Raw genomic sequence first — 23,681 nt, forward strand, 5'->3', positions numbered from 1 at the left:
TCACGGAGCCGAAGGGACGGCGATCTCGTATGGGCGGAAGCGGAAACAGGGCAGTCGCGTATCTCAAGCCGGGTGCGGTGGAGGTCAGGACCATCGACCATCCGACGCTTGAACTGCAGGACGGGCCGGGAGTGGCCCCCGAGAACGTCGGTCGCAAGTGCCGGCACGGGGTCATTCTCAAGGTGCTCGCCAGCAACATCTGCGGAAGTGACCAGCACATGGTGCGGGGCCGTACGACCGCGCCCGAGGGGCTGGTCCTCGGACACGAAATCACCGGAGAGGTACTGGAACGCGGTCCGGACGTCGAGTTCATCGAGGTCGGGGACATCGTCTCGGTGCCGTTCAACATCGCCTGCGGGCGGTGCCGCAACTGCAAGGAGCGCAAGACCGGCCTCTGCCTGAACGTCAACCCGGCCCGCCCGGGAGCGGCTTATGGCTATGTCGACATGGGCGGCTGGGTCGGCGGCCAGGCCGAGTACGCCATGGTCCCGTACGCGGACTTCAACCTGCTGCGGTTCCCGGACCGGGACCAGGCACGGGAGAAGCTCCTGGACCTGACCATGCTGTCGGACATCTTCCCGACCGGCTTCCACGGCGCGGTCACCGCCGGCGCCGGGGTCGGCTCGACGGTGTACGTCGCCGGAGCGGGCCCGGTCGGTCTGGCCGCGGCCGCCTCGGCGCAGCTCCTCGGTGCCGCCGTCGTCATCGTCGGGGACCTCAACGCCGAACGCCTTGCCCAGGCACGGAGTTTCGACTGTGAGACCGTCGACGTGTCACAGGGCGGTGTGGCGGACCAGATCGCGCAGATCCTCGGAGAACCCGAGGTCGACGCGGCCGTCGACGCGGTCGGCTTCGAGGCGCGGGCCCACGGCCCGAACGCCCAGGAGGCCCCCGCGACCGTCCTCAACTCATTGATGGGCATCACGAGCGCGGGCGGCGCCCTGGGAATCCCCGGGCTGTACGTCACGGACGACCCCGGCGGGATCGACCAGGACGCGCGGACCGGGACGCTGAAGGTGCGGCTCGGCCTGGGGTGGGCGAAGAGCCATCGCCTCACCACGGGGCAGTGCCCGGTGATGCGGTACCACCGGGGGCTGATGAAGGCGATCCTGCACGAGCGGGTACACATCGCCAAGGCCGTCAACGCGACGGTGATCAGCCTGGAGGACGCACCGCGCGGCTACGCCGAGTTCGACCAGGGCGCCAGCCGCAAGTACGTACTCGATCCGCATGGGGCGCTGAACGGCGTACGGCCCGTCTGACGTCTCGAAGGACCTCCCGAAGGGGTGCCCCCGCGCGCGTGGGAGCACCCCTTCCCACCCGAGGGTTACTCGTAGTGCCGTGCCTCGAAGACGTTTCCGTCCGGGTCACGAAAGTAGAAACTGCGCTTGGCCATACCGCGGGCGCCGAAGGAGTCGTACGAGAAGCCCGAGACAGGGACGGACCGCTCCTCCAGACGTGCCCGCAGCGCGTCGAAATCGCCTCCCCGAAGGGACAGGCATACGTGGTTGACCGGGTGACCGGCGCTGTCGGCGCCTCCGGGGACCATGTTCATGTACGCCGCCAGCGGCAGGGGCGCGAGGTCGAAAATGGTCTCTTCATTGAGGCGTACGGAGGGGAACGACGCCTTTCCCGCCGAAAATTCGGTGACCCTCAGGGGCTCCAGGCCGACCGCCTTCTCGTAGAAGTCGGCCGAGGCCACCGGATCGCGCACCCAGAGGACGACATGGTCGAGACGTGTCGAGTTGTCCGTCATGCCCCCAGGCTGGTGTCGTGCGGCGAGGGCCGCAAGGGTTTGGCCGGGCGTGCCGCCCGCCAGAGATGAGGAAAGACGACCGACAGCAGGAGGCAGGCGCGTGATCGTGGTGTCCGAAGAGGTGCGGGAGGCGCTCGACGCGCGCCGGCCGGTGGTGGCCCTGGAGTCGACGATCATCGCGCACGGGCTGCCACGCCCGCGCAACCTGCAGGTCGCGCTGGAACTGGAGGATGTCGTACGGCAGGAGGGCGCCGTACCCGCGACGATCGCCGTGCTCGACGGCCGGCCCCATGTGGGCCTGGACAAGGAGCAGTTGGAGCGGGTCGCGAACGAGGACGGGATCCGCAAGCTGGGCCACCGCGATCTGCCGCTCGCGGTGGCCGCGGGCGCGAGCGGGGCGACGACCGTGTCCGCGACGGCGCTGCTGGCGGCCCGCGCGGGTGTACGGGTGTTCGCGACGGGCGGGCTCGGCGGGGTGCACCGGGAGTGGACGGTGACGCAGGACGAGTCGGCCGACCTGGGCCTGCTGGCACGTACCCGGATCACGGTGGTGTGCGCGGGCGTGAAGTCGATCCTGGACGTGCCCGCGACACTGCAACGCCTGGAGACGCTGGGCGTGGCGGTGGCCGGGTACGGCACGGAGCGCTTCCCCGGCTTCTATCTGTCCGACTCGGGACATCCGGTGGACTGGACGCTGGAGTCGCCCGCGCAGGTGGCGGATGTCATGCGCGCGCAGGACGCGCTGGCCGGTCCGGAGTCGGCGCTCATCGTCGCGAACCCGGTCCCTGAAGAGGAGCAGCTCGCTCCCGCGCTCCACGCGCGCGTGCTGGCCGACGCGCTGCACGCGTGCGAGGCGGAGGGTGTGACCGGGCAGGCGGTGACGCCGTTCCTGCTCGACTATCTGGTGCGGCACACCGACGGCGCCTCACTGAGCGCCAATCTGGCGGCGGTCCGCGGCAACGTAAGGCTCGCGGGGCGGATCGCGGCGGCCTGGGCCGGGGCGTGAGCGGAACGGATCACGAGAGTGCCGGGGCGGGCACGGGCGTGTCGCCGGGGGCGCTGCTCGTCATCGGAGACGTGGTCACGGACGTCGTCGCCCGGCACCGCGGTCCGCTCGCGGCGGGCACCGACACGGCCGCGGCGATCCGGACCGTGCCGGGCGGCGCGGGCGCCAACGTGGCCTGCTGGGCGGCGCATGGGGGCTGCCCCGATGTACGGCTGCTCGGCCGGGTGGGCGCGGACGCGGTCGCGTGGCATGAGCGCGAGCTGGCGGCCTGTGGCGTACGTCCCCTTCTCGTCGTCGATCCGGACGCGCCGACGGGGACGGTGATCTGTCTGGTGGACGCGGGCGCCTCGGCGGAGCGCACGTTCCTCACGGACAGCGGGGCCTCGCTGCGGCTCGGCCCCGGCGACTGGTCGCCCGCGCTGCTCGACGGTGTCGCGCGGCTGCACCTGTCGGGCTACCTGTTCTTCTCCGAGCCGAGCCGGGCCCTGGTGTCGGTGGTGCTGGAGGCGGCACGCGCGCGTGGCGTACCGGTGAGTCTGGACCCGGCGTCGGCGGGGTTCCTCACGGAGCTGGGGGTGGACCGCTTCCTCGAACTCGCCGAGGGCGTCGACATTCTGCTGCCCAGCCGTGACGAGGCGTACTTGCTGACCGGACTGCCCGATCCCGCGGACGCGGCGGCCAAGTTGAGCCGCCACGTCCCCTTGGTCGTCGCCAAACAGGGCCGTGACGGAGCCCTGGTGGCCCGTTCGGGCGCCGTGCGGGCCCGGGTCCCGGCGGCGCCCGCCACACCCCGCGACACCACGGGCGCGGGGGACGCTTTCACGGGCGCGTTCCTCGCCGCCCTGCTCGGGGGCGCGGAGCCCGAGGAGGCGGCCGTGAAGGGGTGCGGGGCGGGGGCGACGGCCGTGGAGCGGATCGGCGGGAGGCCGCCGGTGGGCGCCTGACGGTGCCGGCAGTCGGGGGTGAGCAGGGCAGGTGAGCAGAGCGTGGGCGGCCCGGCGGGCCACGGCAGGCGACAGCACGGGGCATGGCAAGCCACGGCAGCAGCGCGGGGCACGCCGGTGGCGCGGCCAGGGCAGCAGCGCGGGGCACGCCGGTGGCGCGGCCAGGGCAGCAGCGCGGGGCACGCCGGTGGCGCGCCCCGCCGATTCCCCTTCCCCGCCAATTCCCCTTCCCCGCCTACCCCTTGCGCCCCCACGCCGAGATCATCGGTGCCGTCGCCAGGTCCATGGAGCCGGAGGCGACGTTCGCCAGGTGGCGGTCGATTTCCTGGTGGGTGGCCAGGCCCGCGGCGACGAGCCGGTCGCGGATCTGACGGATCGTCGCGGTCTCCAGAGCGGCGCAGTCGGGCGAGGTGACGGGGAAGTACGCGTCGGCCTCCACACCGCGCAGCCCCGCCTCGCGCAGCAGGCGCGGGAGTTTGCGGCCGTAGGCGAGGTCGGCGCCGCGCTCGGCGAGCAGGCTGCGGAAGCCCTGGCGCAGCCGGTTCGCGAGCTGCTGCTCGGGGCCGTGCTCGTCGGGGCAGAGCAGGGGTTGCAGGGCGGGGTCGGCATCCTCGACGAGGAGTCGGCCACCGGGCCGCAGGGCCTTGACCATCGACTGCAACGCGCGCTCCCGGTCCGGCACATGGACCAGCACGAGCCGGGCGTGCACCAGGTCGAAGCCCTCCCCCGGCGGTTCCTCGGCGCCCACGTCGTGGACGCGGACCTCGACCGGCGGGCGCGCCGCGGAGGCCGCCCACGACGTGTCGATGTCGGTCGCGATGACCCGTCCGGTCGGGCCGACCTTCTTGGCGAGCCAGGACACCACGGACGTACCGCCCGCGCCCGCCTCCCAGCAGCGCCAGCCGGACCCGATGCCGAAGCGCTCGATGTGCCGGAAGGTCGTGGGGTCGAAGAGGGTGGCGAAGGCGTCGAAGCGCTGTCCCGCCTCGGTCTGCCGGTTGTCGAGGAGATACCCGTCGGATCGCGTCATGGGGGAATCATCCCAGTTGAATACCTTGTCCGGAATCGCCGACGCTCCCAAGCGCCCTCAGCCGGCTCCGCCCCCGACCAGCCCCACCCCCGGCTCCCCCGCCCGCACAACCGCACACACCGGAACGGAATGTTCCGTTCCCACAGGGTTTTCCGGCGATCGATTCGGCCTGGCAGACTGGCGCGGCAAGGCGCAAAGTGCGGCGCGAGGAGATCCACGGCAAGGAGATCCAGATGTCCATGGCAGGGAATCTGCGGAAGGTCACGGCCCTCGGCAAGGTCGGCGGCCTCCGCAAGGTGGCACAGCTGACACGGCGGCGTACCCGTGTCGACCTGAGCCACCCCGCCCGGTCTCCGCTGGGCTCCGCCGTGGTGAACTGCGTGGCGTACCAGGACGGCACCCGAGTCCCCGGCGGCCGCGATCTGGTCGACACCGTGGAGCGGATCCGCAAGAGCGACGAGGGATTCGTCTGGCTCGGGCTGCACGAACCGACGGACCGGGAGTTCGCAGGCATCGCCGAGCTCTTCGACCTGCACCCGCTGGCCGTCGAGGACGCGGTCGAGGCCCATCAGCGCCCGAAGCTGGAGCGGTACGGCGACACACTCTTCGCGGTGTTCAAGACGGTCTGCTACGTCGAGCACAAGGAACTGACGGCGACCAGCGAAGTGGTGAACACCGGCGAGATCATGGTCTTCGTCGGGCCCGACTTCGTCATCACCGTGCGGCACGGACGGCACGGGTCCCTGGGCCCGCTGCGCGAGGAGCTGGAGGCCGATCCACTTCAGCTCTCCAAGGGGCCGGCCGCGGTGCTGCACGCGATCGCGGACCACGTGGTCGACGACTATGTGAATGTCACGGCCTCGGTCCAGGCGGACATCGACCAGGTCGAGGCCGATGTGTTCGCCGAGAACGGCGCACGGGCCGACGCGGGCCGCATCTACCAGCTCAAGCGTGAACTCCTCGAGCTGAAGCGCGCCGTGGTCCCGCTCGCCCGCCCGGTCCAGGAGCTCTCCACCCGGCCGATACGGGTGGTCGACCCGGAGATACAGGCCTACTTCCGGGACGTCTCCGACCATCTGCTGAGGGTCACCGAGCAGATCGCCGCCTTCGACGAACTGCTCAACTCGATCCTGCAGGCGCACCTCGCGCAGGTGACGGTGGCGCAGAACGAGGACATGCGGAAGATCACGGCATGGGCGGCGGTCATTGCCGTACCGACGATGGTCTGCGGGGTGTACGGCATGAACTTCGACAACATGCCGGAACTGCACTGGAGGTTCGGCTACCCCATAGTCATCGGCGTGATAACCGTCTCCTGCCTCGTCCTGTACCGGGGTTTCCGGCGCAACGGCTGGCTCTGAGCCACTCCTCGCCCGGCACGGCCGGCCGGACGAAGAGCGCGCACTCGGAAACGGCCGGAAAGCGGGAACAGGCGGATCGAGAAGATCGGGATCGGGAGGATCGGCGAGGTCAGCTCGTCCCGCTCCTCGCGTAGACGCTCTCAACCCAGGCGGCCAGCTGGTCGTCCGTAAGGTGCTGGGCCAGATCGGCCTCGCTGATCATGCCGACCAGGCGCTTGTTCTCGATCACGGGAAGCCGGCGGATCTGGTGTCCCTTCATCTCCTGGAGCACCTCGCCGACATCGGCGCCCGATTCGATCCAGCGCGGTGTGCCCTGGGCCATCTCGCCGGCGGTGACCCGTGCCGGGTCGTGGCCCATGGCCACACAGCCGACGACGATGTCGCGGTCCGTGAGGATGCCGCAGAGCCGTTCGTTCTCGTCGCTGATGGGCAGGGCGCCCACGTTGAGATCGCGCATCAGCTGGGCGGCGCGGTCCAGGGTCTCGTGGGCGGGAATCCACTGGGCACCACGGTGCATGATGTCTCCGGCGGTGGTCATGAAGTACCTCCCGGTGCCGGACGGCCGGCGCGGCGCGGAACACACCGCAAGTCCCGGCGCCCTACATTCTCGCCGTGTCCCCAGGGATACGCACCCGGAAGTTCCCGGTGACCGAGGGGGCCCGGCACGCCGCCCGGGGTCAGACCGAGAATCCGACGATCTTCCGCGGGACGACGCGGATGATCACGCGGACCTCGTCGTCCTTCTCCGCCGGGGGGTCGATGCCGAGGTACTTGTGCGAGAGCTCGTACGGGAGGCGCTTGGCGTCGTCGGGGACGATCTCGGCGGTGCCGCGGATCTCGACCGAGGTGTAGGGGTTGGCGAGGTCGAAGACCGAGAGGCTGATGCGGGGGTCGCGCTGGAGGTTGCGCACCTTCTGACGTCCGGGGGTCGAGGAGAAGAGGACGGTGTCGCCCTCGCGTTTGATCCAGACCACCGAGTTCTGGGGATCGCCGGCGGGGCCGAGGGTGGCGACGCTGGCGAAGTTCTTGCCGTCGAGGAGGGTGCGAACGGAATCGTCGAAGGAGGCCGAGTGACCGGCGGAGTTCGTCATGGGCACAGACTAACTACATGCACGTGCATATAAAAGCCTTTCGGGGGCGGCACTTGCGATCACCCCTCACGGCCGGCAGCTGCGATCAGCCGTTCCACGCCGGATGGCGTGGGTCGTCGGCACGCACCAGGACGTCGGCCGCGGCGCCCGGGTCCACCTCGGTCTCGTAGCGCTGGAAGGCGGGGAGGGTCCACTGCTCGGCCTCGGGGGTACGGCGGCGGAGGGCTCCCGGGGAGAGGAGCACATGGACGCTGAGGTCGAAGGGGAACCAGTGGCGCAACAGGAGGGGGCCGTGCAGCAACAGGAGGGTGCCGGGCGGGAGTTGGACGTAGGGAGTGCGGGTGGCGCGGTCGGTGGCCGGGTCCCAGAGGTCGGGCAGGACACGGCCGTCGCCGCCCGGTTCGAGGGGGCCGAAGACCTCGCGCCACAGGGCGCCGGTGTCGAACCAGCCGTCGTAGTACGCCTCGACGTCCTGGCGGCCGTACTCCAGCCGCAGGGACGCGGGGCGCAGGAAGCCCTCCGTGCCGACCACGAGCGAGGACCGGCCGCGTATGCGCAGCGCCTCGGAGACTCGGTGCGCCAGATCGCCGGGGTGGGCGGCCGGGGCTCCGTCGAAGGCGATCCGCGGCCAGGGACTGCCGTCGTCCGGCTTCAGGTCGAGCAGACGCTCGGCGAGGAGTTCGCCGAGCCGTTCCCAGGTGATCGCTTCGAGTCGCACAGGGCCCATGATGCCGCGCTCACGAGGCCGTTCGGGGCGGGCGGGCGCGCGGGGAGGGCGGTAACGGATGAGGCGCGCAGTCGGGGGCACCGGGTGACGGCTGTCGTGCGGGACCCGGGGCGGTATCCGGGGCTCGGGGCGGACGGTGTCTCGGTCGTACGGGGTGATGTCACCGATCCGGTGTCGGTCGCCGGGTTGGTCGGCGGGCATGCCGCGGCCGTGCACGCGGTGTCGCCGTTCAGTGGCCCGGAGCAGGGGTTCGACTCGCTCGACCCGGAGTTCTTCGTCAAGGCCGCGGACGCGCTCCTCGGCGGGCTCGCCGGGGCGGGAGTCTCCCGGCTCGTCGCCGTCGGGCTCTTCGCGAACCTCGTCGGGGCGGACGGGCGGGCGGTGATGGACGATCCGGCGGCGCTCCCGGCGGAGATCCGGCCGTTCGCGCTGGCGCACACGGCGGGATTGCGGCGGCTTCGGGAGGCGACCGAGGAGGGCGCGGGCAAGGAAGGTGCGGACGAGAAGGGCACGGACGAGAAGGGCACGGGCGCAGGCGTCGGCGTCGACTGGGTGATGCTCACGCCGCCCGCCCGGTTGGAGCACGGTGGCCCGCGCACCGGGCGGTACCGGTTTGGCGGCGAGACCGTGCCGGACGGCGCCGCGCATCTCTCCTACGCGGACCTCGCGGTGGCGGTGCTCGACGAGATCGAGACGCCGACGCTGCACCGCACGCGCGTGTCGGTCTTCAACCCGGCAATCACCTCCGCACTCACCACCGGGGACGGCTCCACAGCAACGTAGATCCGGGCCGGACGGGGGAATGAACCGCGTATGGCACCGATCGCAACTCCCCCGCACCGCACCGGACTTCTCGTCATCCAGCCGCTCAAGAAGCGGCACTGCGCCGAGTGCCGAACTGGGCCGCTGGCGCTGCTGGTGCTGGAGGAGGGGTCGCCGCGGTGTCTGGACTGCGCGGATCTCGGTCATCTGGTGTTCCTGCCGCGGGGCGACACCGCGCTGACACGGCGGTCGCGGGAGGAGAGTGCGCTGTCGGCGGTGGTGGTGCGGTTCAACCGGCGGCGGAGCCGGTACGAGCGGCAGGGCGTCCTGGTCGAGGAGGCGGCGCTCGGCCTGGCCGAGGAGAGGTGCCTGGCGGACGCGGAGGCACGGCGGCGGCGCCGGGTGCGGGACGCGCGGCGGCGGGAGACGGAGGATCTGCGGTTCACGGACGCGTTCGCTCGGGAGATCGGCCGGCTGTTTCCCGGGTGTCCGGCCGACCGGGCGCGGGCGATCGCCGCGCACGCGTCGGTGCGCGGGAGCGGTCGGGTCGGGCGCAGCGCGGCGGGCCGCGCGCTGTCCGAGGCCGCGGTGACCTCGGCGGTCCGCGCGTCCGTGCGGCACACGGACACGCCGTACGACCAGCTGCTGATGAGCGGCATACCGCGGTACGAGGCGCGGCGCCGGATCGCGACCGCGGTCGAGGACACCCTGCGCGCGTGGCACACCGGGCGGACGCCGACCTGACCGACATAGCCCACCCGGCAGCCCACCCGGCCGACCTGACCGGCCCGACCAGACCCCGACACACGCCCCCTGGACGCTCGCGCATGCCCTCGCGCGGCTCGGTCATGGTCACCCTCGCGGCTCGGGTTTTCACTTGTGGTGATGGTTGGTGCCGGGCAGGATCATTTGACTCGGGGGGGCGACGCGGGAGTGGACATGATCGATGGGCCGTATTTCGTGCTGACGGTGCTGGGGGTGCTCGGCTGCGGGCTGGTGGCCGGGGTGTTCTGCGGTTTCTCGACGTTCGTGATGAGGGCGATCGCCGAGTTGCCGCCCGCGCAGGGGGTCGCCGCGATGCAGGCGATCAATGTGGCCGCGCTGGGCCCGGCGTTCATGCTGGTGTTTTTCGGGTCGTCCGGACTGTGCGCCGTGCTCGCCGTGGTCACGTTCGTGCTGCTGCCGGACGACGGGACGGTGGAACTACTGCTGGGCAGCGCGCTGTATCTGTTCGGCGCGTTCGGGGTGACGGTCGTCGCGCACGTCCCGCGCAACGACACGCTCGCCACGTTGGACCCCGGCAGCCCGGAGACGGCCGTGTACTGGCGTTCGTACGTGCGCGAGTGGACGATGTGGAACCACGTCCGCACGATCGCGTCGGCCGCCGCGGCCCTCTCGTACACGCTTGCCCTTACCTGAGGCAGCCGCCTGCCCTCACCTGAGGCAGCCACCTGCCCTCACCCGGGGCAACCGCCTGCTCGCACCCAAGGCAACCGCTTGCCCTCACCTGAGCGGCGCAGCCCACTCGGGCGACGTATCGTGGCGGGAAAGGAGTGCCGCCCGAAGGCCGTGGGCCTATGACGTCCGACGGTCGCGCGGCCCCTACCGGTATGCGTACGCGAGGGAGACGGCCATGGCCGATCCCAAGGGATTCATGACCACACCGCGCGAGGAGTACCCGCGCCGGCCCGTCGAAGAACGCGTGCGGGACTGGAACGAGGTGTACGTCCCCGGGGCCCTGCTGCCGATCATCAACAAACAGGCCGACCGCTGCATGGACTGCGGAATCCCGTTCTGCCACGACGCCTGTCCGCTGGGCAATCTGATCCCCGAGTGGAACGACCTCGTCTCGCGGGACGACTGGCGGGCGGCGAGCGACCGGCTGCACGCCACGAACAACTTCCCCGAATTCACCGGGCGGTTGTGCCCGGCGCCGTGCGAGGCGGGCTGTGTGCTGGCGATCAACCAGCCCGCGGTCACCATCAAGAACGTCGAGGTCGCCATCGCCGACCGCGCCTGGGAGGACGGTTTCACGCCGCCGCGCCCGCCGGAACGGCTCTCCGGACGGACGGTCGCGGTCATCGGGTCTGGGCCCACCGGGCTTGCCGCGGCACAGCAGCTGACCCGGGCCGGGCACACCGTCGCCGTGTACGAGCGGGCCGACCGGATCGGCGGGCTGCTGCGGTACGGGATCCCCGCGTTCAAGATGGAGAAGCGGCACCTGGACCGGCGCCTCGAGCAAATGCGGGCGGAGGGAACCAAGTTCCGTACGTCGACGGCGGTCGGGCGGGACATCGGGGCGGCGGAGCTGCGGGCCCGCTACGACGCCGTCGTCCTCGCCGTGGGTGCCACGGCCTGGCGTGAACTGGACGTGCCAGGACGCGAGTTGGGCGGAATCCATCAGGCGATGGAGTATCTGCCGCTGGCCGACCGGGTGTGCGAGGGGGACTTGGAGACGTCCCCGCTGTCCGCCGCCGGGAAGCACGTCGTCATCGTCGGCGGCGGTGACACGGGCGCCGACTGCCTGGGCACGGCCGTGCGCGAAGGCGCGGCGTCCGTGACGCAGCTCGACATCTATCCGCAGCCGGAGGCGGAGCGCGACGAGGACGCCGAGCCGTGGCCGACGTACCCGAAGATCTACCGGCTCTCGGCGGCGCACGAGGAAGCGGGCGTACTGGAGACGGCGCCCGCGGCGGACGCGGACGCCCGGCTGTTCGCGGCGTCCACGCTCCGCTTCACCGGGGACGCGGCGGGGCGGGTGAGCGCGCTGCACCTCGTCGAGGTGGACGCGCGGCGCCGGCCGGTCCCGGGCTCCGGGCGGACCCTCCCCGCCGACCTCGTGCTGCTCGCCCTCGGCTTCTCGGGCCCCGACCGCCACGACGGGCTGATCGACCAGCTCGGTCTCGCCCTCGACCCGCGCGGCACGATCACCCGCGACGCGGACTTCGCGACCAACGTCCCCGGGGTGTACGCCGCCGGTGACGCGGCCCGCGGCCAGTCCCTCATCGTCTGGGCCATCGCCGAGGGCCGGGCGGTCGCCGCCGCCGTGGACCGCGCCCTCACGGGGGCCTCCCGCCTGCCGACGCCGATAGGGCCGTACGACCGCCCGATGACGGTGTAGCCGTACGACCGGCCGGGCGCGTCAGCGGCGCTCGTCCGCGCCTGCCATCTTGGCGGTCGACAGGGCGACCCTGTTCCACGTGTTGATCGTGAAGATCAGGGCCAGGACGTGGGCCAGTTCCTGGTCGTCGAAGTGGGCGGCGGCCTCCGCGTAGACGTCGTCGGGCACACCCGCGTCGGCGACGCGTGTGACCGCCTCCGTCAGGGCGAGGGCCGCCTGCTCCTTCGGCGTGAAGAAGTGGCGGGCCTCGCGCCACACCGCGACCATGTGCAGCCGGTCCTCGCTCTCCCCGGCCTTGCGGGCGTCATTGGTGTGCATGTGGAGGCAGTACGCGCAGTGGTTGATGTGCGAGGCGCGGATCTGGATCAGTTCGACGAGGGCCGGGTCGAGACCCTCGCGGGCCGCCGCGTCGAAGCCGATGAGGGCGCGGAAGACCTTCGGGGCGGACTTCGCGAAGTCGAGACGAGGGTTTCCGGCCACCGCCTTTCCAGCGACCGCACCCGTGTTCGCGTGCGTCGTGGTCGTCGTGTCCGTCGTAATCGTCGCGTCCGTCGCGTCCGTCGTGTGCATCGTGTTCGTCGTCATGACCATGAATCTACGAGCCCGAAAGACCCGCTGTAGGGTGCATTTTCATGGCGGAATCATGGGTCAATTCTGCGGAGCGGATCGGCGCCGACCTGCATCTGGAGATCTCCGGCTCGGGCGGGCGGCGGGCCGCGTTGATCCGCGCGCTGCGCGAGGCCGTGCGCAGCGGCAGGCTCGCGCCGGGCACCCGGCTGCCGCCGTACCGCTCGCTCGCCGCCGACCTGGGCGTCGCGCGCAACACGGTCGCCGACGCGTACGCCGAACTCGTCGCGGAGGGCTGGCTGACCGCCCGGCAGGGCTCGGGCACGCGGGTCGCCGTGGGGGTACCGCCCACGCCCTTGAGGCAGTGGGGGAGCACCGAACCGCTGGGCGCCCCCGCGCGCGTACCCAAAAAGGCACCCACGCGGGCGCGTGGACCGCGTCACGATCTGCGGCAGGGCGCACCGGACGCGTCCTCGTTCCCTCGCGCGGCCTGGCTCGCGTCGTACCGGCGGGCTCTCCAGCAGGCGCCCAACGAGGCCTTCGGACCCGGCGACCCCGCGGGCCGGATCGAGCTGCGCGAGGCCCTCGCCGAATATCTGGCACGCACGCGGGGCGTGCGCACGGAGCCGGGGCGGATCGTGATCTGCTCGGGTTTCGCGCATGCGTTGCGGCTCCTCTTCCCTCAGGTCCTGCGCGGCCCACTGGCCGTCGAGTCGTACGGCCTCGGCTTCCACCGCGAGCTGCTGGCGGCCGCGTCCGTACGGACCGTGCCGCTGTCCCTGGACGAAGACGGCGCTCAGGTGGGCGAGTTGCGCCAGGAGCGGGCCGTACTGCTCACGCCCGCACACCAGTTCCCGACCGGCGATCCGCTGCATCCCGCGCGGCGTTCCGCCGTGATCGACTGGGCACGCGCGCGTGGCGGGGTGATTCTGGAGGACGACTACGACGGGGAGTTCCGCTACGACCGCAAGCCCGTCGGCGCCGTACAGGGCCTGGACCCCGACCGGGTCATCCACATCGGTTCGGTCAGCAAGAGTCTGTCGCCCGCACTGCGGCTCGGCTGGATGGCCCTTCCGGAGCGGTACGTCGACGGGGTGCTGGCGGCCAAAGGCGAGCGGGAGGCCTGGGCGAGCGTCCTGGAGCAGCTGACGCTCGCGGACTTCATCGTCTCCGGGTCGTACGACCGTCACGTGCGGCGCATGCGGCAGCGCTACCGGGGCCGCCGCGACCGTCTCGTCGCCACGCTCGCCGCGCAGGCACCGCACATCGAGGTCACGGGGATCGCGGCCGGGCTCCACGCGGTGCTGCGGCTGCCGCCCGGGACCGAGCGGTCGACGCTCAAGGCCGCGGCCTGGCAGGGCGTCGCGCTCGACGGGCTCACCGCGTTCCGTCATCCCGAGGCGGTGATGTGCGCGACGGACGGGCTGGTCGTGGGGTACGCGACGCCTTCGGAGCACGCGTACGGGGCGGCTCTGGAGGCATTGTGCGGAGTGCTGCCGCCGGGCTGACCGTGCCCGTCGACGGCCGGAAAGTGACCTCCAACCGACATGGAACACAACAGCGGTGGGATCATTGAGGGCAGGAGGCGTGCTGCCGTCGCGGCCGTGAACCGGTTGTGGCCGTGGCCGCCCCCATCCTTCGTTCCGCCGTCAGGCGCAGGGCCACCCCCGCGCGTTCCCCCTGCGCGCGCCGGATTACCGGTGCTGGTGGCGGCCGTGAGCCGCCTGGTGGACGCCCCACGGCCCATGTGGTCCTGGCTGTAGCGCAACGGCCAGAACCACATGTGGTCCTGGCTGTAGGGCTGTAGCACAACGGCCAAAAAGACCCTACGGCTTGCGGCCCACCGCCCCGTACCCGGGGATGACCCCGTCGTCCTGCCCGGGAATCGGCTCGCCCAGCTCCGGATGCCATTTGTCGACCACGGCGACACCCGGCTCGACCAGGTCGAGGCCGTGGTAGAAGCGGGCGAACTCGTCGCGGGAGCGCAGCGCCAGCGTGACGCCGACCGCCTTGAGCTTCTCGATCGCCGCCTGCGACTCCTGCGGGGTGAAGTCCGCGGTGGCGTGGATCATCATCAGGTAGCTGCCGGAGGGCAGTTCGGACAGCAGCCGGTCGACCAGGGCGTGCGCGCCGTCCTCGTCGGAAATGAAGTGCAGCAGCGCGACGAGGGAGAGCGCCACGGGCCGGCTGAAGTCCAGGATCTTCTTCGTGCCGTCGATGATGGCGTCCGGGTCCCGCACGTCGGCCTGGAGGTACTCGGTCGCCCCCTCGGGCGTGCTGCGCAGCAGGGCCGCCGCGTGGGCCAGCACGATCGGGTCGTTGTCGCAGTACACGACGCGCGCGTCGGGCGCGACGCCCTGAGCGATCTGGTGCAGGTTGGGCTCGGTCGGGATGCCGGTGCCGATGTCCAGGAACTGCCGCACGCCGTTCTGGGCCAGCCTGGGGGTCCCCCCAGGCGTTTAGCACTGGGGGAGCGTGGCCCGGTGCATGAAGGCGCGGTTGACCCGTGCCATCACCGGCACCCTCGGGTCCAGGGCGAGCATCTGCCGACCCATCGCCTCGTCCACGGGGTAGTTGTCCTTGCCGCCGAGATACCAGTCGTACATCCGTGCGGGATGCGGCTTGCTCGTGTCGATCTCGATGGGCGCCTGCCCGGTCATGACCATCTCCGTAAGTCCGTACCGCGGTTATTGATCAACTCAGTACCAAGATTAGGGAAGTTGGCAGAAAAATGAGCAAGTGGATCAGGAGAGAAGGAAGTCCGCCTCCCCCGCCTTCGCACCCTGGATGAACGCGGTCATCTCGCCGGGGGTGTAGATCAGGGCGGGTCCGTCCGGATCCGCCGACTGGCGGACCGCGATGCGCCCGTCGGCGAGCTTCATCGCCTCCAGGCAGTTGCCGCCGTTGCCGCCGCTCCACGGCTTGCGCCAGCCCTCGGTGCCCAGTTCACGGGCGGGCATTCCGTTGTAGATGCGCACGGGGCGTATCCGCGGCTTCATGCGTTCCATTCACAGCTCCTTGCGGAGATCCCGGAGGATCTCCTTCGTGCGATGTGCCGTGGCGGCCTGAGCCGCCATGCGGTCCATGACCTCGAGGTGGGTCGCCACCTCCGAGCGCGCGTCCAGGTAGACGGCGCCGGTCAAGTACTCGCTGTAGACCATGTCCGGGAGTTCCGGCATGGCAAAGCGGAACAGCACGAAGGGCCCGTACGTGCCGGGGTGCGGACCCGAGGAGAACGGGATCACCTGCAACGTCACGTGGGGCAGCTTCGCCGCCTGGAGCAGCTTGTCGATCTGGGCACGCATCACCTCGGGACCGCCGATGGGGCGGCGCAGGGCCGTCTCGTCCATCAAGGCCCAGATCCGGGGTGCGTCCTCACGGGTGAGCAGATCCTGGCGTTGCATGCGCAGCGCCACATGGCGCTCGATGTCCTCGGGGCTGGTCTGGCCGATGGCGCCCGACTTCAGCACGCCGCGCGCGTACTCCTCGGTCTGCAGGAGGCCGGGCACGAAGTGGGGCTCGTACGAGCGGATGAGCGCGGCCGCGCCCTCCAGGCTGACGTACATCGAGAACCAGCCCGGCAGGATGTCGTGGAACCGCTGCCACCAGCCGGGCCTGTTGGCCTCCTCGGCCAGTTGGACGAAGGCCTCGGCCTCGTCGTCGCAGACGCCGTACGACTTCAGGAGGAGCTGGAGGTACGGGATTTTGAGGGCGACCTCGGCCATCTCCATACGCCGGACCGTGGCAGGCGCGACACGCAGGATGCGCGCGGCCTCCTCACGCTTGAGACCCGCGCGTTCCCGCAGGTCCAGCAGACGCCGGCCGAGGACGACCTGGCCGACCGTCGGCGCGGACCGCGGTTCGCTCACGCCCCACCTCCACTGAGTCCTGACAGCCGCTTCACAGAGTCCTGACAGCCCGGACGGCGCCGTTCGGAGTCTTGGTCGACGATCCCAACTGGCGCCGCTCGGCGTGCTGTTGCGAGCAGTGTGCCACGCACCCTCACGGAGTCACACAGCACTCTGCATTTTCCAGAGTGACACTTGCCAAGTGTTCACGGCGGGGCGATAGTGGCAAGCGTGATTCCGTCCGCGCCGTTAGGAACAGACGCCGTCGAAGACCGGTTCGGTCTCCGTGCCGCCACAGGGCCCCGCCCCGGCGCAGCCACCGAGCGCCGGTTCCGCTTCGAGCTGGCCGCCCACCCCGGCTCCGTGTCCCGGGCGAGACATCTGACGCACGCCCGGCTGTCCGGCTGGGCGGTGTGCGAGGACACCTGCGACACGGCGGCCCTCGTCGTCTCCGAGCTCGTCACCAACGCGATCGTGCACGCCGCCGGCGAGCGCGTCCTCTGCGAGCTGCACGACGGCGACGACCTGGTGCGGATAGCCGTACGTGACGAAGGATGCGCTCCGGGTGAGCCGCACGCCTCGCCGCAGCGGCCCGAGGAGGAGCACGGGAGGGGATTGCTCCTCGTCGCGGCCGTGAGCCGGGCCTGGGGGGCTCAGGACACCGGTCCCGGCATGCTGGTCTGGGCGGAGCTGGAGCGCTCGGCGGACGGGCCCGCCCCGGACACCGAGGCGCGGTCGGACCTGGGGTGGAGCGCGAAGAAGCCACCGGCCGACGGCCGGGGTGCCGGGACGGAAGCGTCCTGGGGAACGGGGACCACGGGGGTCCCTGCCATGGGGACCACGGGGATCCCTCCGATCGAGCGGAGCCGGGATCGGAGGAGGGCGTGAGGGGTACGTCGGCGGCAGGGCCCGGAGCACAGGTCCTGAGCCTGGACACGCTGGTCCGCCTGAAGCGCGGCCGGCGGGTGGCCGGGCCGCCGAGACGTCTCCCCGTGCCCGCGGGCATGACCGTGCCGCTGGGGTGCGACGCGGTGTCGGTGCCCGCCCGGATCGGCCCGCTGCTGCTGCACCGGCTGCCCCGTGTGGGCTGCGTCTACGCCGACGGGGCGCGCTGGTGGTGGCTCGTGCCCTCCGACTCCGACGTCGCCCTGGAGTGGCCGGCGCCCGCGTACTACGCCACGGGGGCGGTCGTCCCGGACGCACCGCACGCTCCCGGGCTCATCCACAAACCGGACGGTACCCTTCCGTACACCCCGCCGATCCCCCTCTATCTGGCCCTGTGCAGGGTGACGGGGACGACGCCCGTTTGGTCGCGTCCGATCAGCGCGTAGCCCCGGCCGGGGCAGGCGTGTCCGAAGTGCGCCGGTCGCCGCGCCGGTCGCCGCGAAAATCCGTTGCCGTCGTGGATGAAAAGCCGCGTTCCTGGGGAAAGCACCGTTCGTCCACTCCCGGGGGAGGCCAACGGTGGGTAAGCAGAAAAGCGGCGAGGACACGCCGCCGTCCGACTCGGAACACCTGCTCTTCGGCGGCCCGCTCCGCTACGACATGGGCTGGTCCCAACACGCCGACGCATTCCTCGAGTTGAACTTCCGCGCGATGGCCACGCGGCTGCCGTCGCTGCTCGCGTCGAGCTTCGGGCTCGCCTGGAAGGCGGACCGCCGCGCCGCCCGTATCGTGCTGGCCGCCGAGCTGGCCCGGGGCGCGGCCCAGGCGGTGAGCCTGCTGGCCGTCAACAGCGTGCTGGGGCGGCTGATGACCAGCGGCCCGGTCGAGGACCGGTTACGCGGCGCGCTCCCCGCGCTGGTCACGGTCGCCGCCGTGATGCTGGTCGCCACGCTGCTGCGGGCCGCGTCCACGTACGCCACCGGCCGCCTGGAGCCGAAGGTGGAGCGCGTGGCGACCGAGCTGTATCTGGAGCGGGCGGCGTCCGTCGAACTGTCCGCGATCGAGGACGACGCCTTCCACAAACTGCTGGACACCGCGCAGTACGGCGCCCAGTCCGCCCGGCGCATGATCACGATCGCCACCCGGGTGGTGAACGCGATGATCTCGCTGTGCGCGGCGGCCGGCGTCCTCACCGTGCTGCACCCCGCGCTGCTGCCGCTGCTCGTGACGATGACGCTGCCGAGCGCCTGGAGCGCCCTGACGATCGCCCGGCGCCGCTACGAGTCCTTCCACACCTGGGTGCAGCACGCCCGCGCCGGGCATCTGATCAGCAGTCTGCTCACCGAGCCCGCCGCCGCCCCGGAGATCCGCGTGCACGGCGTCGGGCCGTTCCTGCTGCGACACTTCCACTCGATGTCGGAGACCGCGGAGGCGGAACAGGCGCGCCTCGCCCGGCTCTCGGCCCGCACCGGCCTGATCGCCGCGGCCTGGACGGGGCTCGCCACGGTGGCGACGTACGCGACCCTCGGCGCACTGCTGCTCACCGGCGCGATGGCGCTCTCCGTCGCCGGTACGGCCGTGATCGCCATCCGCACCGGCTCCGCGAGCCTCGATACACTCGTCCTGGAGGTCAACTCCCTTCACGAGGAGGCCCTGTTCGTGGGCGACCTGCAGCGCCTGTACGTCGAGGCGGCCGAGCGCGCGATCCCGGTGGGCGGCGATCCGCTCCCCGACGATCCGCGCGAAATCCACTTCGAGAACGTCACGTTCAGCTATCCGGGCGCCTCGACCAGGCCCGCCCTGACGGACGTGACGCTCAGCGTGCCGCTCGGCAAGATCGTGGCGCTGGTCGGCGAGAACGGCTCGGGCAAGACGACCCTGGTGAAGCTGCTCGCGGGCCTGTACGCGCCCGAGCGCGGCCGGATCCTGTGGGACGACGTCGACGCGGCGACCGCGGACCGGCATCAACTCGCCGAACGCATCGCGATGGTGGCGCAGGACTTCAAGCGGTGGCCGTTCACGGCCCGCGTCAATGTCGCGGTCGGCCGCGCCTCGGCGCCGCTCACGGGCGAGCGTCTGGCCTCGTCGGTGGCCGAGGCCGGGGCGGAGGACGTGGTCGCCGATCTCCCCCGCGGTCTCGACACGTTGCTGGCCCGCGGCTTCAGCGGCGGACACGAGCTGTCGGGCGGGCAGTGGCAGCGCCTCGGCATCGCGCGGGCCGCCTACCGGCGCGGCCGGATCCTGATCGTGGACGAGCCGACGGCGGCGCTCGACGCGCGGGCCGAGCTGGAGGTCTTCGAGAAGATCAGGGCCCTGGCGGGAACCGGCCAGACGGTCATCCTCATCACGCACCGGCTGGCGTCCGTGCGCCACGCCGATCTCGTGCACGTCCTCGACCAGGGCCGCCTGGTGGAGTCCGGCAGCCCGGACGAACTCCTGGCCACGGGCGGCGTCTACGCGGAGCTGTACTCACTGCAGGCCGAGCAGTTCACGGCGAAAGTGCCCGCCCCCAAGGCGGGTTGACCTCGTCAAGCGGCGTCGACGTCCACACCTCGCACGATCACCAGGAACGCGTCCGTGGCGAGATCCATGACGACCTCCGCGGCCTGGCCCTCCAGGCGGCGCGCCTGTGCGAACTCCTCCGCGGGCCACGACCCGCGCGGCCCACCGGCGGGAAAGCGCTCCAGCACCGTTCGCCCGTTCACCCTGCACCTCCATGTAGTGCTGCTCTCGTAAGAGTTAAACGCCCTCCATGGGGGAAACGCCTCGCCAAGTGACCGTACTGAGACGTAGCCGACACTCGTTCACTGGTTCGTTGTGAGGGAATCCTCAGTTTCGCTTACTCACCGTGCGGTTTTCCTCACCCACCGTGTCAGTCCTCGTACTCATCGTGATACCTGATCCGCTCACTGCCCGCAGAGGCCCCCAGCGCCGACGCGCGTCCCTTGGGTTCCTCCCACTCCTCCTGCCGCCCCAAGGCGGTGAGGTCCAGGAGGCTGGTCGTGGAGCCGAGCCCGTCGAGGCCGCGTTCATACGTGGAGTACGTGTGGAAGACCCGGTCGTGATCCCGCAGGAAGCAGCTCACGCCGGGACGTTCGAAAGGATCGTCACCCCCGAAGGACACCTGGAAGTCGTGGTTGAAGTCGCTGTCGTACGACGAGTACCACGGCAGCGTCCAGCCCATGCGGGCCTTGAAGGGCAGAATCTTCGTGTACGGCGCTCGGGACACGGCGGCGAACTCGGTCCCGCGGGCGCGCAGATGCGCGAGATGCCCGATCTGGTCGAGGAACGCCGAGCAGCTGCGGCAGCCCGCGTCCCACTCCGGGGCGAACATGAAGTGGTAGACGACGAGTTGCTGCCGCCCCCGGAAGAGATCGAGCAGCGTCGCCTTCCCGTCGCCGCCCTCGAACAGGTACTCCTTGTCGATCTCGACCATCGGCAGCGCGCGCCGCTCCGCGCCCAGTGCGTCACGCGCGTGCGTGACGGCCTTCTCCTTGACCAGCAGTTCCTGGCGCGCGGCGCGCCACTCCTCGCGCGAGACGATCTGCGGAAGCGTCATGTGCCCCTCCTGCGAAACGATGCCTTGAGGGGGTGGACCGGCGGAGGGAGCGGAACTCATCGGTGAATCGCCGTATCGCCGTATCGCCGTATCGCCGTATCGCCGAAAAGGATTTCTCAGTACGTCACCGGAAGCGCGAGCAGACCGCGGGCGCGCAGGGAGGGACGCCACCGCAGCTCGGCCGGATCCGCGTCGAGCGCGAGGTCCGGAAGGCGTTCCAGGAGGGCGGAAAGGGCGATCTCCGTCTCCAGGCGGGGCTGCCGTCGGGCCCGGCGATCCGGTGCGCGGGCGCGGTGTCGCGGAGGCGGTCGTAGACGGCGTACGGGTTGTCGATGAGGCCCGCTGCGGGGTCCTGGTCCATGGACATGGGTGCCACCCTAGGCAGAGTGGATCAGGTGTCGTACTCCTGGATCCGCTTCCCATGACTGCGGTCGACGAGCGCGGGCAGCCGCTCCCCCAACTCCCGTACGGTCGACGGAAGATCGAGCGTCAGCAGCTCGCGATCCCGCATCAGCACCCGCCCGTCGACGATCGTCGTCCGTACGTCACTGGAGCGGGCGCTGTGCACGAGCGTGGCCGCGAGGTCGTGGACGGGCTGGGTGTGCGGGCCGGTGAGGTCCACCAGGACGATGTCGGCCCGGCGTCCCGGAGCGAGGCTGCCGATCCGTTCGCCGAGACCGACGGCCCGTGCGCTCTGGAGCGTGGCGTGGTGCAGGGCTTGACGGGACGTCAGCCATCGTGGATCACCTTCGGCCGACTTCTGCACGAGCGCGGTGAGCGCCATGGCCTCCCAGACGTCCAGGGAGTTGTTCGACGCCGCGCCGTCCGTGGCGAGCCCGACCGGAATGCCGATGCCGCGCAGGGCCCGTACGGGCGTGGGATCCCAGGCGAACTTGAGGTACCCGCGGGGCGCGGTCGCGACGGCGACACGACCCGTGGCGCGCTCCAGCACGGGCAGGTCACGCTCGATGATCCCGGTGCCGTGCGCGATGAGGAGATCCTCGTCCAGGAGTCCGGTGCGTTCCAGGATCTCGATCGGTGTACGGCCGTACCGGGCAAGGCTGTTGTCGGTCTGGTCGCGGCTCTCGGAGGCGTGGATGTGCACGGGAAGGCCGTGCGTGCGGGCGAGTTCGGCGGTCGCGGCGAGGTCGGCGTCGTCCACGGTGTACGGCGCGTGCGGAGCGAGCGCGGTGGTGATGCGCCCGCCGGCGGAACCCCGGTGCCGCAGCGCGAACTCCAGTGACTTCTCCCGCCCTTCGGCACCCTGCGAGGAGAAGAAGGCCTCCCCCAGGTGGGCGCGCAACCCGCTCTCGGCGGCCACGGCGGCGACGGTGTCCATCGAGAAGTAGTGGTCGGCGAAGCAGGTGACCCCGCCGCGGATCATCTCCGCGCAGGCGAGCCGCGCGCCCAACTCCACATCCCGCCGGGTGAGGTTGGACTCGATGGGCCAGATGAAGTCGTTGAACCACTCCTCGGCGGGCAGGTCCTCGGCGATCCCGCGCAGGGCGACCATCGGCGAGTGGGTGTGGCAGTTGATCAGGCCGGGCATCGCCACCTGGCCGCGCGCGTCGATGCGCTCGACCGCGTCCACACCGGCGTCCACACCGGCGTCCGGACCGCTCGCGTCGCCGGTGATCGCCTCGATGACCCCTCCTCGTACGACGATCGAGGCGTCCTCGACGAACCCGACCCGCTCATGATCGTCGTGCACGAGGGCGGTGCAGCCGGTGATGATGAGATCAGCGGGAGACTGCGTCATTGCGTCACCGTACGACGGTGTCGTACCGCCGGGGGACGTGAACCGCGCATCCCGTCCCAGCCCTGTCGCGGCGGCGGATACGCGGGCACGCTGACCTCACCACAGCGAGCCTTCTGGCTCGTGGTTTCTCCCTTCTGCCTCCTGCCTTCTGGCTTCTGGCTTCTGGCTTCTGGCTTCTGGCTTCTGGAAAGGAGCCCGGCATGCTCCTCGGCACCTGGAACCTGGAGAATCTGTACCGGCCCGGCGGTCCCTTCGGCCCGAAGGACAAGGCCGCGTACGAGACCAAGCTCGCCGCCCTGGCCGCCGTCATCACCGAACTCGACCCGACGCTGCTCGGCGTACAGGAAGTCGGCGACCCGCAGGCACTCGAGGACCTGGCCGGGATGCTGGACGGCGACTGGCACATCGCGCTCTCGGAACACGAGGACGACCGCGGCATCAGGGTCGGCTTCCTCAGCCACCACCTCGTACCGGAGGTGCTCGCCGACACGAACGTCTTCCCCGAACGGCTGCGCCCCGTCCAGGGCGACGACACCGGGAACACCGTGGCGCACACGGGCCGCGGATTCCTGGCGGTGGAGATCACCACCAGGGCCCTGTCCCTGAAGGTGGCCGTCTGCCATCTGAAGTCGAAGCTGCTGTCGTACCCCGGCGGGCGCTTCCAGCCGCGCGACGAGGGCGAGCGGGCGCGTTACGGCGCGTACGCCCTGTACCGGCGGGCCGCCGAGGCCACGGCGCTGCGCGCGCTGGCCGACGAACTCCTGGCCGGTGAGGGCCGCACCCGCGACGTGGCGGTGCTCGGGGACCTCAACGACGAGGTACAGGCCGCGACCACCCAGATCCTCCTCGGCCCGACCGGCTCCGAGATCGGCACCCCCGGGTACGACCGTCCGGACGGGGGCGACGCGATGCGCCTGTGGGACGTCGCTCCGCTCATCCCGGCCGACCAGCGCTACTCGCGCATCAACTCCGGTCGCCGCGAACTGATCGACCACATCCTGGTCAGCCATCGCCTGGTCCACCGGGTGACCGCGGCCGGCACGGGGCTGCCCGGCACGGAGCAGCTGCGGCTGCCGTCGGTGGGCGCGGATCCGGGCGAGCGGCGCGGGGCGCCGGGGTCGGACCACGCGCCGGTGTGGGTGCGGGTGCAGCCGTAACCGCCGGACAGGCCCTAGGTGTTCTGTCCACGGAGGTTGGTGACAGTGATCACGGCTGGGTGATCTTGAACGAGTGAGGGCCTTCCGGGTTCGGTGTGGATTGCGACG

The 23,681-nt window shown here is 71.1% G+C and carries 24 protein-coding genes and 2 pseudogenes; 13 read left to right on the plus strand and 13 right to left on the minus strand.

What is annotated here, in order from left to right; translation table 11 throughout:
- The first annotated feature begins 29 nt into the window (after positions 1–29).
- Positions 30–1,262: a formaldehyde dehydrogenase, glutathione-independent gene (fdhA, locus tag ACZ4WS_RS44230; RefSeq protein WP_467989351.1), complete on the plus strand. Its 1,233-nt coding sequence runs from the start codon at positions 30–32 to the stop codon at positions 1,260–1,262.
- 65 nt (positions 1,263–1,327) lie between these two features.
- Here fdhA and ACZ4WS_RS44235 read toward each other — a convergent pair whose 3' ends face one another.
- Positions 1,328–1,756 carry a VOC family protein gene (locus ACZ4WS_RS44235; RefSeq protein WP_467989353.1) on the minus strand — a complete coding sequence of 143 codons (429 nt, stop codon included), beginning with the start codon at positions 1,754–1,756 and terminating at the stop codon, positions 1,328–1,330.
- Positions 1,757–1,856: 100 nt separating this feature from the next.
- Between ACZ4WS_RS44235 and ACZ4WS_RS44240 the strand changes: the two genes are divergently transcribed.
- Both ACZ4WS_RS44240 and ACZ4WS_RS44245 read left to right on the plus strand, forming a co-directional pair.
- Positions 1,857–2,762 carry a pseudouridine-5'-phosphate glycosidase gene (locus ACZ4WS_RS44240; protein ID WP_467989355.1) on the plus strand — a complete coding sequence of 302 codons (906 nt, stop codon included), beginning with the start codon at positions 1,857–1,859 and terminating at the stop codon, positions 2,760–2,762.
- Entirely contained in the window at positions 2,759–3,706 is a 948-nt protein-coding gene (locus ACZ4WS_RS44245; protein WP_467989357.1) for a carbohydrate kinase family protein, read from the plus strand. Before ACZ4WS_RS44240 ends, ACZ4WS_RS44245 begins: the two co-directional genes overlap by 4 nt.
- Before the next feature lie 235 nt (positions 3,707–3,941).
- Here the strand turns inward: ACZ4WS_RS44245 and ACZ4WS_RS44250 are convergent, their stop codons facing one another.
- Complete coding sequence (locus tag ACZ4WS_RS44250; protein WP_467989359.1) at positions 3,942–4,736, minus strand: methyltransferase domain-containing protein; 795 nt, start codon at positions 4,734–4,736, stop codon at positions 3,942–3,944.
- Between the two features lie 233 nt (positions 4,737–4,969).
- On the opposite strand from ACZ4WS_RS44250, the gene corA reads away from it, so the two are divergent.
- Positions 4,970–6,097, plus strand: coding sequence for a magnesium/cobalt transporter CorA (gene corA / locus ACZ4WS_RS44255; RefSeq protein ID WP_467989394.1), 1,128 nt, complete (start codon positions 4,970–4,972; stop codon positions 6,095–6,097).
- Positions 6,098–6,206: 109 nt separating this feature from the next.
- Here the strand turns inward: corA and ACZ4WS_RS44260 are convergent, their stop codons facing one another.
- The 3 genes from ACZ4WS_RS44260 to ACZ4WS_RS44270 form a co-directional block, all read right to left on the minus strand.
- Positions 6,207–6,635 (minus strand): CBS domain-containing protein, encoded by a 429-nt coding sequence (locus ACZ4WS_RS44260; RefSeq protein ID WP_467989361.1) that lies wholly within the window; start codon positions 6,633–6,635, stop codon positions 6,207–6,209.
- Positions 6,636–6,774: 139 nt separating this feature from the next.
- The gene (locus tag ACZ4WS_RS44265) at positions 6,775–7,188 is read right to left on the minus strand and encodes a PPOX class F420-dependent oxidoreductase (RefSeq protein ID WP_467989363.1); all 414 of its coding nucleotides are present in this window, start codon (positions 7,186–7,188) and stop codon (positions 6,775–6,777) included.
- 85 nt (positions 7,189–7,273) lie between these two features.
- Positions 7,274–7,915 carry a nucleoside/nucleotide kinase family protein gene (locus ACZ4WS_RS44270; protein WP_467989365.1) on the minus strand — a complete coding sequence of 214 codons (642 nt, stop codon included), beginning with the start codon at positions 7,913–7,915 and terminating at the stop codon, positions 7,274–7,276.
- An 84-nt stretch (positions 7,916–7,999) separates the two neighbouring features.
- Between ACZ4WS_RS44270 and ACZ4WS_RS44275 the strand changes: the two genes are divergently transcribed.
- The 4 genes from ACZ4WS_RS44275 (at position 8,000) to ACZ4WS_RS44290 (ending at position 11,798) form a co-directional block, all read left to right on the plus strand.
- Positions 8,000–8,698, plus strand: coding sequence for an NAD(P)-dependent oxidoreductase (locus ACZ4WS_RS44275; RefSeq protein WP_467989367.1), 699 nt, complete (start codon positions 8,000–8,002; stop codon positions 8,696–8,698).
- A 30-nt stretch (positions 8,699–8,728) separates the two neighbouring features.
- Complete coding sequence (locus ACZ4WS_RS44280; protein ID WP_467989369.1) at positions 8,729–9,421, plus strand: DUF2293 domain-containing protein; 693 nt, start codon at positions 8,729–8,731, stop codon at positions 9,419–9,421.
- A gap of 195 nt (positions 9,422–9,616) precedes the next feature.
- Positions 9,617–10,096: an anthrone oxygenase family protein gene (locus ACZ4WS_RS44285; RefSeq protein ID WP_467989371.1), complete on the plus strand. Its 480-nt coding sequence runs from the start codon at positions 9,617–9,619 to the stop codon at positions 10,094–10,096.
- 214 nt (positions 10,097–10,310) lie between these two features.
- Complete coding sequence (locus ACZ4WS_RS44290; RefSeq protein WP_467989373.1) at positions 10,311–11,798, plus strand: glutamate synthase subunit beta; 1,488 nt, start codon at positions 10,311–10,313, stop codon at positions 11,796–11,798.
- Positions 11,799–11,819: 21 nt separating this feature from the next.
- On the opposite strand, the gene ACZ4WS_RS44295 is transcribed toward ACZ4WS_RS44290, so the two are convergent.
- Positions 11,820–12,389, minus strand: coding sequence for a carboxymuconolactone decarboxylase family protein (locus tag ACZ4WS_RS44295; RefSeq protein WP_467989375.1), 570 nt, complete (start codon positions 12,387–12,389; stop codon positions 11,820–11,822).
- Positions 12,390–12,430: 41 nt separating this feature from the next.
- Between ACZ4WS_RS44295 and pdxR the strand changes: the two genes are divergently transcribed.
- Positions 12,431–13,873 carry a MocR-like pyridoxine biosynthesis transcription factor PdxR gene (gene pdxR, locus ACZ4WS_RS44300; protein ID WP_467989376.1) on the plus strand — a complete coding sequence of 481 codons (1,443 nt, stop codon included), beginning with the start codon at positions 12,431–12,433 and terminating at the stop codon, positions 13,871–13,873.
- Positions 13,874–14,191: 318 nt separating this feature from the next.
- On the opposite strand, the pseudogene ACZ4WS_RS44305 reads toward pdxR, so the two are convergent.
- The 3 genes and pseudogenes from ACZ4WS_RS44305 to ACZ4WS_RS44315 all read right to left on the minus strand — a co-directional run bounded on the left by ACZ4WS_RS44305 (position 14,192) and on the right by ACZ4WS_RS44315 (position 16,234).
- A pseudogene (locus tag ACZ4WS_RS44305) lies at positions 14,192–15,025 on the minus strand (SAM-dependent methyltransferase).
- An 84-nt stretch (positions 15,026–15,109) separates the two neighbouring features.
- Positions 15,110–15,373: a DUF397 domain-containing protein gene (locus ACZ4WS_RS44310; RefSeq protein ID WP_467989378.1), complete on the minus strand. Its 264-nt coding sequence runs from the start codon at positions 15,371–15,373 to the stop codon at positions 15,110–15,112.
- The gene (locus ACZ4WS_RS44315; protein ID WP_467989380.1) at positions 15,374–16,234 is read right to left on the minus strand and encodes a helix-turn-helix domain-containing protein; all 861 of its coding nucleotides are present in this window, start codon (positions 16,232–16,234) and stop codon (positions 15,374–15,376) included.
- 201 nt (positions 16,235–16,435) lie between these two features.
- On the opposite strand from ACZ4WS_RS44315, the gene ACZ4WS_RS44320 reads away from it, so the two are divergent.
- The 3 genes from ACZ4WS_RS44320 (at position 16,436) to ACZ4WS_RS44330 (ending at position 19,621) form a co-directional block, all read left to right on the plus strand.
- Positions 16,436–17,101, plus strand: coding sequence for an ATP-binding protein (locus tag ACZ4WS_RS44320; RefSeq protein ID WP_467989382.1), 666 nt, complete (start codon positions 16,436–16,438; stop codon positions 17,099–17,101).
- Positions 17,098–17,544, plus strand: a complete 447-nt coding sequence (locus ACZ4WS_RS44325; RefSeq protein ID WP_467989384.1) for a hypothetical protein — start codon at positions 17,098–17,100, stop codon at positions 17,542–17,544. The genes ACZ4WS_RS44320 and ACZ4WS_RS44325 overlap by 4 nt, the downstream gene beginning before the upstream one ends.
- 214 nt (positions 17,545–17,758) lie before the next feature.
- Positions 17,759–19,621, plus strand: a complete 1,863-nt coding sequence (locus ACZ4WS_RS44330) for an ABC transporter ATP-binding protein (RefSeq protein ID WP_467989396.1) — start codon at positions 17,759–17,761, stop codon at positions 19,619–19,621.
- 5 nt (positions 19,622–19,626) lie between these two features.
- Here ACZ4WS_RS44330 and ACZ4WS_RS44335 read toward each other — a convergent pair whose 3' ends face one another.
- The 4 genes and pseudogenes from ACZ4WS_RS44335 to ACZ4WS_RS44350 form a co-directional block, all read right to left on the minus strand.
- On the minus strand, positions 19,627–19,803 hold the full coding sequence (locus tag ACZ4WS_RS44335) for a hypothetical protein (RefSeq protein ID WP_467989386.1): 177 nt from the start codon (positions 19,801–19,803) through the stop codon (positions 19,627–19,629).
- A 167-nt stretch (positions 19,804–19,970) separates the two neighbouring features.
- The gene (locus ACZ4WS_RS44340; protein WP_467989388.1) at positions 19,971–20,657 is read right to left on the minus strand and encodes a DUF899 domain-containing protein; all 687 of its coding nucleotides are present in this window, start codon (positions 20,655–20,657) and stop codon (positions 19,971–19,973) included.
- 116 nt (positions 20,658–20,773) lie between these two features.
- Positions 20,774–20,911, minus strand: a pseudogene (locus ACZ4WS_RS44345) (cytochrome P450); the annotation flags it as partial.
- 137 nt (positions 20,912–21,048) lie between these two features.
- Positions 21,049–22,416 carry an amidohydrolase gene (locus tag ACZ4WS_RS44350; RefSeq protein ID WP_467989390.1) on the minus strand — a complete coding sequence of 456 codons (1,368 nt, stop codon included), beginning with the start codon at positions 22,414–22,416 and terminating at the stop codon, positions 21,049–21,051.
- A gap of 200 nt (positions 22,417–22,616) precedes the next feature.
- On the opposite strand from ACZ4WS_RS44350, the gene ACZ4WS_RS44355 reads away from it, so the two are divergent.
- Positions 22,617–23,573, plus strand: a complete 957-nt coding sequence (locus ACZ4WS_RS44355) for an endonuclease/exonuclease/phosphatase family protein (RefSeq protein ID WP_467989392.1) — start codon at positions 22,617–22,619, stop codon at positions 23,571–23,573.
- The last annotated feature ends 108 nt before the right edge of the window (positions 23,574–23,681 follow it).

The sequence above is a fragment of the Streptomyces sp. NPDC029292 genome (assembly GCF_055569295.1).